Raw genomic sequence first — 17124 nt, forward strand, 5'->3', positions numbered from 1 at the left:
CAGAAACGAAAAACCGGCCTTCGGGCCGGTTTTTTTGTGCCTGCGAAGCGCCGCAGCCGGATCAGTCGCGCTCGAACAACGCAATCGATTCGACGTGCGACGTGTGCGGGAACATGTTCACGACGCCCGCGCCCTTCATCCGATAACCCGCTTCGTGCACGAGCAGGCCGGCGTCGCGCGCGAGCGTCGCCGGATTGCACGACACATAGACGATGCGCTCGGGCAACGGTCCATCGCCGCTCTGGGCGATGTCCGCGAGCGCCTTCGACACGGCGAGCGCGCCTTCGCGCGGCGGATCGATGAGAAACTTGTCGAAGCGGCCAAGCGCGCGCAGGTCGTCGGCGGTCACTTCGAAGAGATTTCGGCACGCGAACGACGTGTGGCCATCGACGCCATTCGCCTTCGCGTTCTCCAACGCCCGGGTCGTCAGCGCTTCGCTGCCTTCGATCCCGACAACCTCACGCGACACCCGCGCGAGCGGCAGCGTGAAATTGCCGATGCCGCAGAAAAGGTCGAGCACGCGATCGGACTTCTCCGGAGCAAGCAGGCTGAGCGCCCGGCTCACCAGCACGCGATTGATCTGGTGATTCACCTGCGTGAAGTCGGTCGGCTTGAACGGCATGCGGATATCGAATTCCGGCAGCGTGTAAGCGAGCTCGCTATCGAGCGGATAGAACTGATAAACCGTGTCCGGTCCTTTGGGCTGGAGCCACCATTGGACGCCGTGCTCATCGGCGAAAGTGCGCAGCAGCCCTTCGTCGGCTTCGGTCAGCGGCTCCAGAATGCGCAGCACGAGCGCCGTGACGTCCGATCCGACCGCGAGCTCGATCTGCGGCATGCGATCGCGAATCGACAGGCCCGCCACCAGATGGCGCAGCGGCACGAGCATCGCGGAAACATGCGGCGGCAGCACTTCGCAGCTCGTCATGTCGGCGACGTAACTGCTCTTGCGCTCGTGAAAGCCGACCAGCACGCCGCCCTTCTTTTCGACGTGCCGCACGGTCAGGCGCGCGCGATAGCGATATCCCCACGACGGCCCGTGAATCGGCCGGAACATGGTTTCGGCGCGCAGTTTGGACAGATGTTGCAGGTTGTCTTCGAGCACGCGCTGCTTCACGGCGATTTGCGCGCGAACATCTAGATGCTGCATCGAGCAGCCGCCGCAAATGCCGAAAAACTGGCACTTCGGCTTCGCGCGAATCACGCTCTCGCGCAGCACGCTCACCACTTGCGCCTGCTCGAAGCTCGGCTTTTTGCGGTAGCTCGAATAGCTGACACGTTCGCCCGGCAACGCGCCTTCGACGAAGATGACCTTGCCCGGCTCTCCGTTTTCGTTGACCGTGCGACCGACGCCGCGCGCTTCCATGTCGAGCGACTCGATTTCGATTTCGGGCGCGACGAAGTTCGGATCGGGCGTGACGGATTTCGCCGGCGCGGCGCGGCGGCGATGCTGGGTTTTTCGAGCGGCTTCGGACACCTGCGTACTTCCTGACTTATCGTGGGGCAAAGGCGAGATTGTAGACGAACGTCACGCTCTCATTCGACGAACGCCGCCAGATACTCCGCCCAGTGCGGCGAAGTCTCCTGCGCGAGCGCATTCTTGACGAAGTTGATTTCGTCCGCGTACTCATCGGGCGTGAAGCCGCCGCGCATCATCTGAAAACGACAGTACATCAGATACGTGTTGACGACATCGGTCTCGCAATAGTTGCGGATTTCGTCGATATGGCCGTCGCAATACGCTTCCCAGACCTTGCCGCCGTCCATGCCGAGCTTGCCGGGAAAGCCGCACAGCTTCGCGAGCGCATCGAGCGGCGCATTGGCGCGCGCCTGATACATCGCGAGCACGTCCATCAGGTCGATGTGCCGCATGTGATAGCGGCTGATGTAGTTGTTGAACTTGAACTCGCGGTCGTCCTGACCGAGATCCCAGTAGCGCGGCGCGGCGATGCCGTGCACGAGCGCGCGGTAGTGGAGCACGGGCAGATCGAAGCCGCCGCCGTTCCACGACACGAGCTGAGGCGTGTATTTCTCGATCACGCGATAGAACGACTGGATGAGCGCGGCCTCGCCGTCGGCCGTCGTGCCGAGCGAGCGCACGCGAAAGCCGTTGTTGTCGCGAAACACGCACGAAATCGCCGCGACACGCTGCAGATGATGCGGCAAGAAATCATTGCCGACGCGCTCGCGGCGCGCTTCGAACGCATGTTCGGCGACCTCGCGGTCGGAGAGATCGTCGGGCAAATCTTCGAGACGGCGAATGCCGTCGACATCGGGGATTGTCTCGATGTCGAAAACGAGAATCGGTGTCATTGAATCCTGGAGCGCGACGCCCCAAGCCGAAGGGCGTCGCCGAAGCGTTAAAGCACGGCGTCCTTGCGAACGCCGTTGGATGCGAAAAAGCGCTTGAGACGCACGAGCGCCTCTTGCTGGATCTGGCGCACACGCTCGCGCGTGAGGCCCATTTCGTCGGCGAGTTCTTCGAGCGTCGCGGGCTCGATGTGGTTCAGCCCGAAACGCCGTTCGATCACGTGCCGGTGTTTGTCGGACAGACGCGAGAGCCACAGTCGCGTGAGCGATTCGAGTTCGCGATGCTGCACTTCCGCGTCCGGCGACTGGCTCTGATCGTCGGAAAGGAGATCGAGCAGGCTGCTGCCCGGATCGAGGTCGAGCGGCGCGTCGAGCGAAGCCGTGTGTTCGTTGAGCGCGAGGATATCGGTGACTTCCTCGGGCGTCTTGCCGGTGAGATACGCAATATCGTCGATGCTCGCGTCGCGGCGTTCGGGCGCGACGCTGTCATTCGAATTGGCGGAATTTTTTTCCAGATGGCGCTTCGCGCGCAGCACCTGGTTCAACTCGCGGATGACGTGAACCGGCAGACGCACCGTGCGCGCCTGGTTCATGATCGCGCGCTCGATGCTCTGGCGGATCCACCAAGTGGCATAGGTCGAAAACCGGAAACCGCGCGTCGGATCGAATTTCTCGATTGCGTGCATGAGGCCGAGATTGCCTTCCTCGATCAGGTCGAGCAACGGCACGCCGCGATTGAGATATCCCTTCGCGATACTGACGACGAGCCGCAGATTGCGCTCGATCATCACCTGGCGCGCGTCGAATTCGCCGGCTTTCGCGAGTCGCGAATAGCGCTGCTCTTCCTCGACGGTCAGGAGCGGCTTCACGCTGATGCGGTTCAGGTAATGCTGGATCGTGTCGGCGGTGAGCTCGGCCTGCAAAAGCGAGCGGAAATCGTCGGCGTCGGGCGCGGAATCGTTTGCGCCTTCCGCTGCTTCGTCGCTGCTTTTTCCGCGGCTGTTGCCTTCTTCGTCCGAATCGACGTCGACATCGACATTGTCGATGTCCTCGTCTTGAGTCGAAGCACCGTCTTCCACCGACACTTGCAAAGGTCGGCTGATCGTCTCAGTCTCGGCTTGCGGCAGGCGGCGCTTCGTTTTTGGCATGATGGTTTCGCTTTATTGCGGCGGCAAATACTTCAGTGGGTCAACAGGTTTTCCCTGCCGGCGAACTTCGAAATGCAACATCACGCGGTCCGAATCGCTGCTCCCCATCTCAGCGATCTTCTGCCCTTTAGTTACCGCGTCTCCCTCTTTTACCATCAAAGCACGGTTATGTGCGTACGCTGTCAGAAAAGTTGCGTCGTGTTTGATGATAATGAGATTGCCGTAGCCGCGCAGCCCATTTCCGGAGTAAACCACTCGGCCATCCGCCGACGCGTTGACCGGATCTCCCGCCGCACCGCCAATGTTCAAACCTTTGTTGCTCGCTTCGTTGAATGTGCCGAGAATCGGACCGCGCGCCGGCCAGATGAACGCCGGCTGGGCCGCTGGCGCCGCCGCGTTCGCATCCGCGCCCGGCACGCCAGGCGCCGATGCCATGCCCGCCGCCGCGCCGGCCGTTCCCGGCGCAGCGCCCATACCCGAGTTGGCGCCGTAATACGGCGGCTGCGCGGTCGCACCCGGCTGCGGGCTCGCGTACGCGTTCGCGCCATTCAACGGCTGCGTCTGCACGCCGCCGCCCACGATCGGCGCGGTCGCCACACCGGGCGTCGCCGCCGCGACATTCGCGCCCGGAGGCGCCACGCGCATCAGCTGGCCGACTTCGATCTGGTTCGGGTTGGTCAGGTTGTTCCACGCTGCGATGTCGTGATAATTCTGACCGTTTTCCAGTGCGATCCGATATAGGGTGTCGCCCGGCTTCACACGGTAATAGCCCGGCGGCGGTGGGCCGTTGTCCGGCGTCTGCGCTGCCGTCGTGCCGATGGGCGCGCCCGTTCTGTCGACGACCGGCGCCATGTCCATGCGCGTCGAACACGCCGCCAGCGCGGACAACGCCAGCACGCACACGCCGCGCTGCGCCGCGCTTAAGGCTTGGTCCGCACTTCCTTCTCGCAAAGCACGCAGGATACTCATCGGTGTCAAATCACTCCGGATTTTAAGGGTACAAAGAAAACGCGATCGAGCTGCTCTTCCCGCCATTGGCTTGCCGACACGCGCGTGACGAGCGTCAGCACCTGCGACTGCGCGGCCTGCGATCCGACCGGCGCGACGAGCTTGCCGCCGACCGCCAGTTGATCGAGCAAGGCCTGCGGCACGTCCAGGCCGGCGCACGCGATGACGATCGCGTCGAACGGCGCGGCCGCGGGCAAGCCGAGGCGGCCATCGCCGTAATGCAGCCGGATATTCGGCACGCGCAACGGCCGAAGATTGAGCTTCGCGCGCTCCGACAACGGACGCACGCGTTCGATCGAATAAACTTCAGTGGCGACTTGCGACAGCACGGCCGCCTGATAACCGCAACCGGTGCCGATCTCCAGCACCTTGTTCAACGCGCGCCCGGTCGCGACCAGTTCGATCATGCGCGCGACGACCGACGGCTTCGAGATGGTCTGGTGATGGCCGATCGGCAGCGCGGCGTCTTCGTAAGCCTGCGCCGCGAGCCCCGGATCGACGAACATGTGGCGCGGCACGACCGACATCGCATTGAGCACGCGCGGATCGGTCACGCCGTTCGAGCGCAGGCGTTCGACCATGCGCTCGCGCACCCGTTCCGATGTGAGTGTCTGCGTGCTTGCCAGCGCAACATTGGGCGCGCCTTTTTTCGTCGCGATCGCGGCGGCGTTCAGGTCGCGCTCGCCGGGCCGCGGCGCCGGACGCAGTGAATTCGCGCGCGCCGGATGAGCCGAATGATGCGTCTGCGCCGCGCTCTTGCTCGCCGACGGAACCGGTTTCGCCCCGCCAATTGCGGTCTTCGCGCCCGAACGCACGGGAAAAACGGACGTGGCCGGCTTCGCGGACGCCGCTGCCGTCGCGGGATTTTTCATCGTCGCGTTCGCCGCGCGCGATTGTCCAGGCCTTGCCGGCTGCGTCGGCGTCGGCGTCGGCTTCAGCGCGGAAGCGGCGGCTGGCTTGCCGCGCGAATCCTGCGGACGGGCCGCGGGTTTGCGCGGCTCGCGAACAAGATCCGCGAGCGCCAGCGGAAAGCGCTTGGCGCGCTCGTCGCTCATGTGCGAGCGCTCCCGGCGCGCGCCCATTCGCGCGTCTCCGCCATGAGCTTCGTATGAGTGAGATCGAGTTGCAGCGGCGTGATCGACACGAAGCCGTTCGCGACCGCGTGGAAATCGGTGCCTTCGCTCGCGTCGAGCGCATCGCCTGACGGGCCGATCCAGTAGATGGGGTTGCCGCGCGGATCGGTCTGGCGGATCACCGGCTGCGAAGGATGACGCTTGCCGAGGCGCGTCACTTTCCATTCGCGCAACTGATCGTAAGGCAGGCTCGGAATGTTCACGTTCAGCAACGGATGACCCGGCATCGGATGTTCGAGGAAATGAGCGACGATCTCGGCCGCCACGCGCGCGGCGTCGTCGAGATGAAGCCAGTCGCGGCCGACGAGCGAGAATGCGATCGCCGGAATGCCGAACATGAAGCCTTCGGTGGCGGCCGCCACGGTGCCCGAGTACAGCGTGTCCTCGCCGACGTTCTGCCCGTTGTTGATGCCCGACACGACGAGATCAGGCTGCTCGTCGAGCATGCCCGTGAGCGCGATGTGCACGGAATCGGTCGGCGTACCGTTCACGAAGTTGAAACCGTTCGGCGCCTGATGAACGCTCAAGGGCCGCGACAGCGTAAGCGAGTTGGACGAGCCGCTGCAGTTCTGCTCCGGCGCAATCACCGTCACTTCGCCGAGCGGCTGCAGGACATCGTGCAGCACATTGATGCCGCGCGCCAGATAACCGTCGTCGTTGCTGAGTAGGATTCGCATCCGACGATTGTAACCGAGGAAAGTGGCGCGACGACGACTCGAACTGCCATACACTGAGCCCAGTTCAACCAGGAGAAAACATGCGCGCCGTACGATGCAACGAACACGGATTGCCCCACACGCTTTCGATCGAAACGCTGCCCGACCTGCATCCGGAAGCAGGCGAAGTCGTCATTGACGTGAAAGCGGCGAGCGTGAATTTTCCCGACGTGCTCATCATCCAGAACAAATACCAGTTCAAGCCGCCGCTGCCGTTCACGCCCGGCGCGGAGTTCGCGGGCATCGTGCGCGAAGCCGGCGCGGGCGTCACGCATCTCGCGCCCGGCATGCGCGTGGCCGCCTACACCGCGCAAGGCGCGTTCGCCGAACAGGCGCGCGCGAAAGCCGCCGATTGCATCGTCTTGCCCGATGACGTCGATCTCGCCGACGCCGCCGCGTTCTCGCTCGCCTATGGCACGTCGTATCACGCGCTCGTCGATCGCGGCGAGCTCAAGGCCGGCGACACGCTGCTCGTGCTGGGCGCGGCCGGCGGCGTCGGCATCGCGGCGATCCAGATCGGCAAGATCGTCGGTGCGCGCGTGATCGCGGCGGCATCGAGCGCGGAGAAGCTCGCGTTCTGTCGCGAACATGGCGCGGACGAGGTCATCGATTACGCGCACGAAGACTTGCGCGAACGTATCAAGGCGCTGACGGACGGCAACGGGCCGGATGTGATCTTCGATCCGGTCGGCGGAACGTATGCCGAACCCGCGTTTCGCAGCATCGGCTGGCGCGGACGGTATCTCGTCGTCGGCTTCGCGAACGGCGAGATTCCGAAGCTGCCGTTCAATCTGGCGCTGCTGAAAGGCGCGAGCATCGTCGGCGTGTTCTGGGGCGGTCACATGCAGCGCGAACACGCGCTCGCCGATCGGGAATTCGCGACGATGGTCGAGTGGATCAAAGCGGGCAAGCTGCGCCCTGTCGTCACGAAACGCTACTCGCTCGACGAAACGCCGCAAGCGCTGGACGACATGATGAACCGGCGCGTGACGGGCAAGATCGTGATCGAGCCATAACGCGCGCACTGCTACCATTGCGCGCTTTCACGCACTCCGCGAAGAGCCATGGCGAGTCTATGCCCCGATGTCAGCGTCATCGTGCCGGTCTACAACTGCGAAGCCTGGCTCGAAGCGCTGCTGCGCTCGGTGCTCGATCAGCAAGGCGTCGATCTCGAAGTCATCGCGATCTGTGACGGCGCGACAGACGACAGTCTCGCCATGCTCGAAACGATGGCGGCGGCCGATGCGCGCATCCGTGTGGTAGCGCAGGAAAATCGCGGCGTATCGGCGTCGCGCAATGTCGGGCTGACGCTCGCGCGCGGCGAGTGGATCGCGTTCGCGGACGGCGACGACTGGATGAAGCCCGGCGCGTTGCGCACGTGGATCGAACACGGCCGCCAGCATCGGCTCGATGTCGTGATCGGCAACGGATTCAGCTTCGAAGACTTGCCGCCGCCCGCCGATCCTCGACCGATGTACGAAGGCCAGCCGTGGGGCGACATCTGCGACGGCACGGCGTGGCTCAAACGGACCGTGCCGAACGACGACTGGGTCGTCTGCGTGTGGCTGCAATGCGTGCGGCGCGATCTCGTCGTGAGACACGGCCTGCGTTTCGAGGAAGGCGTGGTGCACGAGGACATCATCTGGGCGTTGCAGCTCGGGCTTCACGCACAGCGCGTCGGTTTCGTGCGCGAACCGTTGTACGGCTATCGACGCAATCCGGAATCGATCACGAACTCGCCCTCGCCGGCCGCTGTCGCGCGCCGCGCGGCGGGTTATCTGCGCGTGATCGACGCGCTCGTGACCGCCGCGCTCGATCCGCAAACCGACCGAAGTCTCAGCCGGATTCTGCTACGCCAAGCCAACCGCGAAAGCGGTCATCTCCTGCATGTGCTCAGAAAGCGCCTGACCGACGACGAACTGCGCAAGCCTTTCGCGCGGCAGTTTCTGCAGTCGGGGTATGTTCGCGCGATGCTGAAGGGCGCGACCAATGCGAGCGAAGTGTGGCGCGCGCTTCGCTGCTGGCGCGTCTATTCGCGCTTCGCGGCGTGAAGGCGTCCGCTTATAGGCGTCGCGATTGCGCGCGCGGCAGCATGCCGATGCGCGTTGTTTGGGTCGGCTGAGCCGCTTTGGCGTCGGCGAAATCGGCCATCGCGTAGTGTTGCGCCGCGCGCGCATGGTTGCCGTGCAACGTCCTGAACGCGGATGTCACGCGACGCACGGTGAGCAGGCGTTGCCACAAGCGTTCGCGAAGCCCGCCGAAAGGCAGAAAGGACGGCGGCACCACGACCGCGCCCGGGCCCCAGCCCGGACGCCACGAGCGCGCAAGGCCCTGGCGCATAAAGAGAGAGAGCGTCGGCACGCCGATGCAGGACGCGAGATGCCCGAGCCCCGAATCGTTGCCGATGAACCACGACGATTCGGCGATCCATGCCGCGACTTCGCCCAGTTGCGGCAGCGCATTGACCTCGCACCCTTCTTCAGCGATATCGCCCCAGACGCCGAACTCCGCAGGCGCGACGAGAAAGCTCGGGCGCAATCTCCGCCGCGTCAGCGCACGCGAGAGCGCAAGAAACTTCTCGCGGCCCCACATCTTTTCAGGATGACTGCCGGTCGGATGAATGACGACGCGATTCGCGAAGCGCCCGCGCATGACGCCGGACGGCACGACGAGACCGTTCGCGCGCGTCACGTCGGCGAGACCGAGCACGTTCTTCGCGATATCGACGATGCGGTCGACCATGTGCTTCGAGCCGCCGTATTCCGGCAGCGTGGCGAGACAGATGGTCTGGCCCGAGCGGCTCAGCGTCGATGCGTAGTCGGTCGGGCGAAGCTCGATCACGGTGTCGAACGCGCCCTGCCAGGCGTCGCGACGCCCTACCGTCACATGGGGAAACCAGTCGGCGAGTTGCTCCACGACCCAGCCGAACACGACGGGGCGATATCCGTTGCGGATGAGATTGTCGACGAGAACGAGCCCGATGAGGCTGTCGCCGATCGGCGATGGCAATACCACCGCAATCGAACCGTCAGTTCGCAGTTTCATTGTTGGTCCCGCGGGATCGCACGACGGACGTCGTGCAACGGCCTGTCCAGGACAGCATGATAGCGATGTCGACCGTGTCGTGCCATGACGGGCATTCCGAAAACGGTCGGCTTCGTTGACGGCGTGTTGGCACGCGCACAACCGGGGCGTCAAAGCTTCTCGGTTTCTCCGCTCTTCGGCTGCCATTTCATGAGCCGGCGCTCGACCAGCGCGACGAGACCGTCGAGCACCAGCGCGAACGCGGTCAGCACGAGAATCCCCGCGAACACCGTGTTGATGTCGAAGGTGCCTTCGGCCTGCAGGATCAGATAACCGACACCGCGCGCCGAGCCGAGATATTCGCCGACCACCGAGCCGACGAACGCGAGCCCCACCGACGTGTGCAGGCTCGAAAACACCCAGCTGGTCGCGCTCGGCAGATAGACATACCGCAGCAACTGCTTGCGATTCGCGCCGAGCATGCGCGCATTCGCGAGCACGACCGGGCTCACTTCCTTCACGCCCTGATACACGTTGAAGAACACGATGAAGAACACGAGCGTCACGCCAAGCGCGACCTTCGACCAGATGCCGAGACCGAACCACACCGCGAAGATCGGCGCCAGGATCACGCGCGGCATCGAATTGGCGGCCTTGATGTAGGGATCGAGGAGCGCGCTCGTCATCGGCGCGAGCGCGAGCCAGAGACCGACGCCGAGTCCCGTCACCGTGCCGATGACGAACGCCAGCACCGTTTCGATCAGCGTCACCCACAGATGGATGTAAATCTCGCCGCTCGTGAACCATTCCCAGATGCGTATGAGCACCTTCTGCGGCTCGCCGAAGAAAAAGGCGGCCTTGTTCGCGTCGTCGAAATAGAAAGGCGGCAAGAGCGTCGGGCTCGTCAGCATGTACCACAGCACGAAGCACGCGAGCAGCAACAGCCACTGCCACACGATGAGATTCGCCCGATTCGGGCGCAGCTTGTTCCACATGGTCGTATCGTCTTATTCGGCGGCGGCGGGCTTCAGCTGCTGCTGATAACCCTTCAGCACTTCTTCGCGCAGCACGCCCCAGATCTGAGCGTGCAGTTCGACGAAGCGCGGATGCGAGCGGATCTCGGCGACATCGCGCGGGCGCGGCAGATCGATCGCGAATTCGCCGATCGGATGCGTGCCCGGCCCCGCCGCCAGCACGACGACGCGATCGGACATCGAGATCGCCTCGTCCAGATCGTGCGTGATGAAAAGCACGGCCTTGCGTTTCGCGGCCCACAGATCGAGCAACTCGTTTTCCATGAGCTGGCGCGTCTGGATGTCGAGCGCGGAGAACGGCTCGTCCATGAGGATGATGTCGGGATCGAGGATGAGCGTCTGCGCCATCGCGACGCGCTTACGCATGCCGCCCGACAACTGATGCGGATAACGGTCGCCGAAACCGCCGAGGCCCACGCGCTTCAGCCATTCCTCGCCGCGCTTGTCGGCTTCGGCCTTCGGCACGCCCTGAAACGCGAGGCCGGCCGTGACGTTGTCGAGCGCGGAGCGCCACGGCATCAGCGCATCGGCCTGGAACATGTAGCCCGCGCGCCGGTTGATGCCCTTCAGCTTTTCGCCGAACACGCTCACGGTGCCCGACGAAGGCTCCAGCAATCCCGCCGACACGTTGAGCAATGTCGATTTTCCGCAGCCGGTCGGCCCGACGACGGACACGAATTCTCCTGGCGCGATCGCGAGGCTCGTATCGCGGACCGCCGTGTAGCGATCACGGCGACTCTCGCGCGACGCGAACGTGCAGGTGACGTCCTCGAGCGCGAGCGCATGGTTCGATGGCGACGACATCGGTCAGACCTTGACGCTTGCGAGCGCCTTCTTGACGAAATCGTTGGTCCAGGTCTTCGACAGGTCGATCGGCTTGCCCTTCACGGTTTCGTCGAAGGCTTGCAGCGTCTTGAGCGAGGTCGCGGGACCGTCGGCGGGCATCAGGCCGTCCGGCGACAGCGCTTCCTTCACGTGCTGCCACGAATCGAGATACAGCGCGCGATCGCCGAGCAGATAGCTTTCCGGCACCGTCGAGATGAGATCCTTGCCCGAGGCCGTCTGCAGCCACTTCAGCGCGCGTACCATCGCGTTGGTGAGCGCCTGCGTCGTGTTCGGATTCTTCGTGATGAAGCTCTGCGACGCGTACAGGCAACCCGCCGGCATGTTGCCGCCGAACACCTTCACGGTGTCCGCGAGCGTGCGCGTGTCCGACACGATGCGGATATCGCCCGCGCGATCGAGCTTGGTCATCACCGGATCGAGGTTGGCGATGGCGTCGATCTGGCCGGATTGCAGCGCGGCGATCGCGCTCGCGCCCGCGCCGACGCCGATGAACGACACGTCGGTCGCCTTCAGCCCCGCTTGCGCGAGCACGAAGCTCGCCATGATCGCCGTCGACGAGCCCGGCGCCGTCACGCCGATTTTCTTGCCCTTCAAATCGGCGACGGACTTGTAGTTCGGCATCGCCTTCTTGGACACGGCGAGCACGATCTGCGGCGCGCGCCCTTGCAGCACGAATTCGCGGAAGTACTGATTCTTCGCCTGCAGCAGCAACGTGTGCTCGAACGCGCCGGATACGACATCCGCGCTGCCGCCGACCGCCGCCTGAAGCGCCTTCGCGCCGCCCGCGAAATCGGCGATTTCGACGTCGAGCCCTTCGTCCTTGAAGTAGTTGCGACGCTCGGCGATCGTGAGCGGCAGATAGTAGAAGAGATTCTTGCCGCCGACCGCGACCGATACCTTGCTCTGCTCCAGCTTGTTCTGTGCGAATGCGAGCGGCATGCCCGAGATTGCCCCGCCCGCGAGCGCGGCGCCGCTCGCGATGAACGTTCTGCGTTTCATCGTTGTCTGTCTCCTGGTTTTATCGTTGTCGGCGCTGTTCGGCTCGAGGCTCAGATCACCTTGGCCGCGCGAAGCCGCGCAATATCGTCGGCATCATACCCGAGCGTTTGAAGTACTTCATCCGTGTGTTCACCGAGTTGCGGCCCGAGCCAGCGCGTTTCCCCCGGCGTTTCGGAGAGCTTCGGCGTCACGTTCGGCAGCGTGATCTCGCGGCCGTCCTGCCACGGGAAACGCTGCAGCATCTGACGCGCGAGGTATTGCGGATCGGTGAACATGTCGGCGACGCTGTAGATGCGCCCGGCCGGCACGTCGGCGGCGTTCAACACAGCGAGCGCCTCGTCGATGCTGCGCGTCGAGAGCCAAGCGGCGATAGCGTCGTCGATTTCCTGCGTGCGCGGCACGCGTCCGTCGTTCGACGCGAGCGCGGGATCGTCCGCGAGATCCGCGCGATCGATCGCGTTCATCAGGCGCTTGAAGATCGGATCGCTGTTGCCGCCGATCACGATGCTGCCATCGCGGCACGGATACGTGTTCGACGGCACGATGCCCGGCAGCGACGCGCCCGTGCGCTCGCGCACCATGCCGTACACGCCGTATTCCGGCACGACGCTTTCCATCATGTTGAAGACGGCTTCATAGAGCGCGACGTCGACGACCTGGCCTTTGCCGCCGTTCACTTGGCGATGATGCAGCGCCATCAGCGCGCCGATCACGCCGTGCAGCGCGGCGATCGAATCGCCGATCGAAATGCCGATGCGCGGCGGCGGCAAATCCGGATAACCGGTGATATGACGCAAACCGCCCATCGATTCCGCGATTGCGCCGAAGCCCGGACGATCGCGATACGGACCGGTCTGACCGTAACCGGAAAGGCGCACCATCACGAGACCGGGATTGTCGGCGGACAGCACCTCGTAACCGAGCCCGAGTTTCTCCAGCAAGCCGGGCCGGAAATTCTCGACGACGATATCGGCTTCCTTCGCGAGCCGCCGCACGATCTCCTTGCCCTCGTCGGCCTTGAGATTGATCGTCACGGATTTTTTGTTGCGCGCCTGCACGGCCCACCAGAGCGACGTGCCGCCCACTTCCGGATAGAGCTTGCGCCACTTGCGCAGCGGGTCGCCGCCGTTCGGATCCTCGATCTTGATGACGTCGGCGCCGAACTCGCCCATGAAGCGCGCGGCGAACGGGCCGGCGATGAGCGTGCCCAGTTCCAGTACCTTCACGCCCGCGAGTGGTCCCGTCGTTGCGCTCATGGTCGTGTCTCCTTTGTGTGTTTTCTCAGAGCGGAATATCGAGCGGCTTGAAGCGCGGCGTGCCGTCGGCGAGCGTCTCGTTGAACATCGCCGCGGGGCGCACCCACAAGCCGCGTTCATGCGGCCAAAGATGCTCGTAGACGATCATCGCTTCCTCGGTTTCCGAGTGCCGCGCGACGCCGATCACGCGATACAGCCCGCCCTTGTAGTGACGATGCGTCGCGAGCGCGAGCGCTTCGGTTTCTGTCATCGATTGGAGTCCTTTCATACGGAACGGCGATCGAGCATCGCGCGCGCGATCGTGCCGGCATCGACATATTCGAGCTCGCCGCCGACCGGCACGCCGCGCGCGAGCCGCGTCACCTTGAGCCCTTTGCTCTTGAGCGTTTGCGCGAGATAGTGCGCGGTCGCTTCGCCTTCGTTGGTGAAGTTGGTAGCCAGCACCACTTCCCGCACAACGCCGTCGAGCGCGCGATTGATGAGCCGCTCGAAGTGAATCTCCTTCGGACCGATGCCGTCGAGCGGGCTGAGCCGTCCCATCAGTACGAAATAGAGCCCGCGATACGTGAGCGTCTGTTCGAGCATGATCTGGTCGGCAGGCGTCTCGACGACGCACAGCAAAGCCGGATCGCGCTCTTCGTCGCTGCAGACTTCGCAGATATCGCTTTCCGTGAACGTGTTGCACTTCTCGCAGTGCTTCAGATTCTCGGTGGCGAACAGCAGCGAATTGCCGAGCTTTTCGGCGCCTTTGCGATCGTGCTGCATCAGGTGATACGCCATGCGCTGCGCCGACTTCGGTCCGACGCCGGGCAGCGCGCGCAGCGCTTCGACGAGCGCCGACAGGGCGGAAGGTTGTTTCATGTGTCCTTCATTTGACATCGAAGCGCGCCGAATCCGCTCCGGCGCGCGCGATCAGAACGGCAGCTTGAAACCCGGCGGCATCGGCATGCCGGCGGTCATGCCGCTCATCTTCTCTTGCGTGGTGGCTTCCGCCTTGCGCACGGCGTCGTTGAACGCGGCGGCGACGAGGTCTTCCAGCATGTCCTTGTCGTCGGCGAGCAGGCTCGGGTCGATCTGCACGCGGCGAACGTCGTTCTTGCAGGTCATCGTCACCTTCACGAGACCGGCGCCGGACTGGCCCTCGACCTCGATCTGCGCGAGCTGATCCTGCATCTTCTTCATGTTTTCCTGCATCTGCTGAGCCTGTTTCATCAGCCCGGCGAGTTGGTTCTTCATCATGGTTCGGCTCCTTACTGGAAAACGTGTGGCAAAAGCACGCGCGATGCGCGCGCCCGATATTCGGTGCGGCGGCGCGAAGTCGAAAACCGCGCCGCGCGCTTCAGTTCACGATGGATTCGCGCCCGATGCGGCAATCGGCTTGATCGAACCCTGCACGATGCTCGCGCCGAAATCGCGGATCAGCGATTGCACGAACGGATCCTGCTTGATCTCCTGCTCGGCTTCCTGCTGACGGCGGGCGCGTTCGGCGGCGTCGAGCGCGGCAGCGGTGCGCCGCGCGGGCGCGACGTTCACGCTGACTTCGATCGCGCGGCCGAGCTTTTCGGCGAGCGCGGCCTTGAGCTTGCCGACATGCGTGGCGTCGGTGTACATCTGGACCGGAACCGCAAGCGTCACGGAATTCGCATCGCAGGCGGTGAGCTCGCTGTTGAACGCGAGCTGATACGCAACGCCCTTCAGCGGAAGATCGACGGCGAGCGCCGCCCATTCGATCGACACGCCGAGCGCATCGAGCGGCACGGCGGGCGGCAACGGCGCCGTGTCGATGACGGGCGCCGGTTTCGCGGCGGGCTCGGCGTTGAAGCGCATGTCGTCCGGGCCGCTGTCGAAGGCTGGCACGAAGCCGTCGTCGGGCGGCATGAAGTAAGCGTCTTCGGATCCGGCCGGCGCGTAGTCGTCGGGCGGCATCTCTTCCCACGGCGGCACGACGTTCGACTTGCTCGCGTTGCCGGCCGCGGGCTTCGGCTCGGGCTTCGGCTCGGGCGCGGCGGATGCGGCAGCCGGGGCGCGGCGCGGCGTCGGCACCGGAACTTGCTCGGCCGGTTTCGCGACGGGCTTGGGCGCAGCGGGAGCCGCCGTCTGCGCAGACGCGCCACGCGCGCCCCGATCGGACGACAGGCGCATGCCCGCGCTGCGCAAGACTTCAAGCGCCGCGCTCGCGCCGCTTGCCGCGCGCGATGTCGCGGCTTCGTCGGACGTGCTCGGCGCGGCAGGCGCGGCTTCATCGACGGCCTGTCGCGCGGCGCTCGGCATCGGCGCGGCTTTCACCGGCACGGGCTCGCTCTTTTCGACGACGGGTTCTTCGACCGCCTTCACGACCACCGTCTCGACGGCGGGCGCCGGCGCTTTCGCAACCGACGCCGACGCAGGCGCAGGCGCGACGGCGCGCTCGGCCATCGCACCCACGAGCGCGGCGCTGCGCGCGGGCTTCGCGCCCGAAGGCGCACCCACGGCGACGCCGCCGCCCGATCCGCCCGCCGGCTCGAACGCGAGCATGCGCAGGAGCGTCATCGTGAAGCCGGCGTACTCGTCCGGCGCGAGACCGAGCTCGCTGCGCCCGACCGTGGCGATCTGATAGAAAAGCTGAACCTGCTCGGCCGACAGCATCTCGGCGAAGCGGCGGATGTCCGCGGCTTCAGGCCATTCGTCCAGCACCGACGTCGGTGCGAACTGCGCCCATCCGATCCGATGCAGAAGACTCGCCAGATCCTGCAGCGCCGTCGAGAACGACAAACTGCGCAGCGCCATTTCGTCGGCGATCGCGAGCACGCCGGGGCCGTCGCCGCCGGCGAGCGCGTCGATGAGACGGATCAGGTAGCTTTGATCGAGCGCGCCGAGCATGCCGCGCACGGCATCCTCGGTGACTTCGTTCGCCGAATACGCGATGGCCTGATCGGTCAGCGAAAGCGCGTCGCGCATGGAGCCGTCCGCCGCGCGCGACAAGAGACGCAGTGCCTGCGGCTCGAACGGGATGTTCTCCTGCTGAAGAATGTTCTCCAGATGCGAGACGATGTGCCCCGCCGGCATCTGCTTCAGATTGAACTGGAGGCAACGCGAGAGCACGGTGACCGGAATCTTCTGCGGATCGGTCGTCGCGAGAATGAACTTCACGTGCGGCGGCGGCTCTTCCAGCGTCTTCAGCATTGCGTTGAAGGCGTGGTTCGTGAGCATGTGCACTTCGTCGATCATGTAGACCTTGAAGCGGGCATCGACGGGCGCGTACACGGCGCGCTCCAGCAGCGCCGCCATTTCGTCGACGCCGCGATTGCTCGCCGCATCCATCTCGACGTAATCGACGAAGCGGCCTTCATCGATTTCCCGGCACGCACGGCACACGCCGCACGGCTTCGAGGTCACGCCGGTTTCACAATTGAGCGCCTTCGCGAAGATGCGCGAGAGCGTCGTCTTGCCGACGCCGCGCGTGCCCGTGAAAAGATACGCGTGATGCAGGCGGCCGCCGTCGAGCGCGTGCGTGAGCGCACGGACGACGTGCTCCTGGCCGACGAGCGACTCGAATGATTTCGGTCGCCATTTGCGTGCGAGAACTTGATAGGTCATGCGCGAAATTGTATCAGCAACGACCTTGCGCAATCGCCGCTCCAGCGGGGTGATCGGGCGCACGAACTCGCCAC

At 64.7% G+C, this 17124-nt stretch carries 17 protein-coding genes; 2 read left to right on the plus strand and 15 right to left on the minus strand.

The window, feature by feature from the left end:
* Positions 1-61: 61 nt before the first annotated feature.
* The 6 genes from rlmD to surE are packed head-to-tail and all read right to left on the minus strand — an operon-like array spanning position 62 to position 6276.
* Complete coding sequence (gene rlmD / locus NCR93_RS07885; RefSeq protein ID WP_372492608.1) at positions 62-1516, minus strand: 23S rRNA (uracil(1939)-C(5))-methyltransferase RlmD; 1455 nt, start codon at positions 1514-1516, stop codon at positions 62-64.
* Between the two features lie 20 nt (positions 1517-1536).
* Positions 1537-2313 (minus strand): 3'-5' exonuclease, encoded by a 777-nt coding sequence (locus tag NCR93_RS07890; protein WP_008349363.1) that lies wholly within the window; start codon positions 2311-2313, stop codon positions 1537-1539.
* Between the two features lie 47 nt (positions 2314-2360).
* Positions 2361-3458 carry an RNA polymerase sigma factor RpoS gene (gene rpoS / locus NCR93_RS07895; RefSeq protein WP_008349362.1) on the minus strand — a complete coding sequence of 366 codons (1098 nt, stop codon included), beginning with the start codon at positions 3456-3458 and terminating at the stop codon, positions 2361-2363.
* 12 nt (positions 3459-3470) lie between these two features.
* Positions 3471-4427 (minus strand): peptidoglycan DD-metalloendopeptidase family protein, encoded by a 957-nt coding sequence (locus NCR93_RS07900; protein ID WP_175982260.1) that lies wholly within the window; start codon positions 4425-4427, stop codon positions 3471-3473.
* Between the two features lie 5 nt (positions 4428-4432).
* On the minus strand, positions 4433-5521 hold the full coding sequence (locus tag NCR93_RS07905) for a protein-L-isoaspartate(D-aspartate) O-methyltransferase (protein ID WP_033536388.1): 1089 nt from the start codon (positions 5519-5521) through the stop codon (positions 4433-4435).
* Complete coding sequence (surE, locus tag NCR93_RS07910) at positions 5518-6276, minus strand: 5'/3'-nucleotidase SurE (protein WP_175982261.1); 759 nt, start codon at positions 6274-6276, stop codon at positions 5518-5520. The genes NCR93_RS07905 and surE overlap by 4 nt, the downstream gene beginning before the upstream one ends.
* 80 nt (positions 6277-6356) lie before the next feature.
* On the opposite strand from surE, the gene NCR93_RS07915 reads away from it, so the two are divergent.
* Together NCR93_RS07915 and NCR93_RS07920 are read left to right on the plus strand one after the other, a co-directional pair.
* Entirely contained in the window at positions 6357-7331 is a 975-nt protein-coding gene (locus tag NCR93_RS07915; RefSeq protein WP_175982262.1) for an NADPH:quinone oxidoreductase family protein, read from the plus strand.
* 48 nt (positions 7332-7379) lie between these two features.
* Positions 7380-8366, plus strand: a complete 987-nt coding sequence (locus tag NCR93_RS07920) for a glycosyltransferase (protein WP_175982263.1) — start codon at positions 7380-7382, stop codon at positions 8364-8366.
* A gap of 10 nt (positions 8367-8376) precedes the next feature.
* Here NCR93_RS07920 and NCR93_RS07925 read toward each other — a convergent pair whose 3' ends face one another.
* The 9 genes from NCR93_RS07925 to NCR93_RS07965 form a co-directional block, all read right to left on the minus strand.
* Positions 8377-9360 carry a glycosyltransferase family 9 protein gene (locus NCR93_RS07925; RefSeq protein ID WP_175982264.1) on the minus strand — a complete coding sequence of 328 codons (984 nt, stop codon included), beginning with the start codon at positions 9358-9360 and terminating at the stop codon, positions 8377-8379.
* A 149-nt stretch (positions 9361-9509) separates the two neighbouring features.
* Positions 9510-10334, minus strand: coding sequence for an ABC transporter permease (locus NCR93_RS07930; protein ID WP_034473729.1), 825 nt, complete (start codon positions 10332-10334; stop codon positions 9510-9512).
* A gap of 12 nt (positions 10335-10346) precedes the next feature.
* Positions 10347-11177, minus strand: a complete 831-nt coding sequence (locus tag NCR93_RS07935; RefSeq protein WP_008349347.1) for an ABC transporter ATP-binding protein — start codon at positions 11175-11177, stop codon at positions 10347-10349.
* A 3-nt stretch (positions 11178-11180) separates the two neighbouring features.
* Entirely contained in the window at positions 11181-12218 is a 1038-nt protein-coding gene (locus NCR93_RS07940) for an ABC transporter substrate-binding protein (RefSeq protein ID WP_175982265.1), read from the minus strand.
* Positions 12219-12268: 50 nt separating this feature from the next.
* Positions 12269-13474, minus strand: a complete 1206-nt coding sequence (locus tag NCR93_RS07945) for a CaiB/BaiF CoA transferase family protein (protein ID WP_008349341.1) — start codon at positions 13472-13474, stop codon at positions 12269-12271.
* A 25-nt stretch (positions 13475-13499) separates the two neighbouring features.
* On the minus strand, positions 13500-13724 hold the full coding sequence (locus NCR93_RS07950) for a DUF1653 domain-containing protein (protein WP_034473750.1): 225 nt from the start codon (positions 13722-13724) through the stop codon (positions 13500-13502).
* A 14-nt stretch (positions 13725-13738) separates the two neighbouring features.
* Entirely contained in the window at positions 13739-14335 is a 597-nt protein-coding gene (gene recR / locus NCR93_RS07955) for a recombination mediator RecR (protein WP_034473726.1), read from the minus strand.
* Between the two features lie 51 nt (positions 14336-14386).
* Positions 14387-14713 carry a YbaB/EbfC family nucleoid-associated protein gene (locus tag NCR93_RS07960; RefSeq protein ID WP_008349334.1) on the minus strand — a complete coding sequence of 109 codons (327 nt, stop codon included), beginning with the start codon at positions 14711-14713 and terminating at the stop codon, positions 14387-14389.
* 105 nt (positions 14714-14818) lie between these two features.
* The gene (locus NCR93_RS07965) at positions 14819-17050 is read right to left on the minus strand and encodes a DNA polymerase III subunit gamma/tau (protein ID WP_175982266.1); all 2232 of its coding nucleotides are present in this window, start codon (positions 17048-17050) and stop codon (positions 14819-14821) included.
* Positions 17051-17124 lie beyond the last annotated feature (74 nt).

The sequence above is a fragment of the Caballeronia sp. ATUFL_F1_KS39 genome (assembly GCF_023630985.1).
In the GTDB taxonomy this organism is placed as follows: Bacteria; Pseudomonadota; Gammaproteobacteria; order Burkholderiales; family Burkholderiaceae; genus Caballeronia; species Caballeronia zhejiangensis.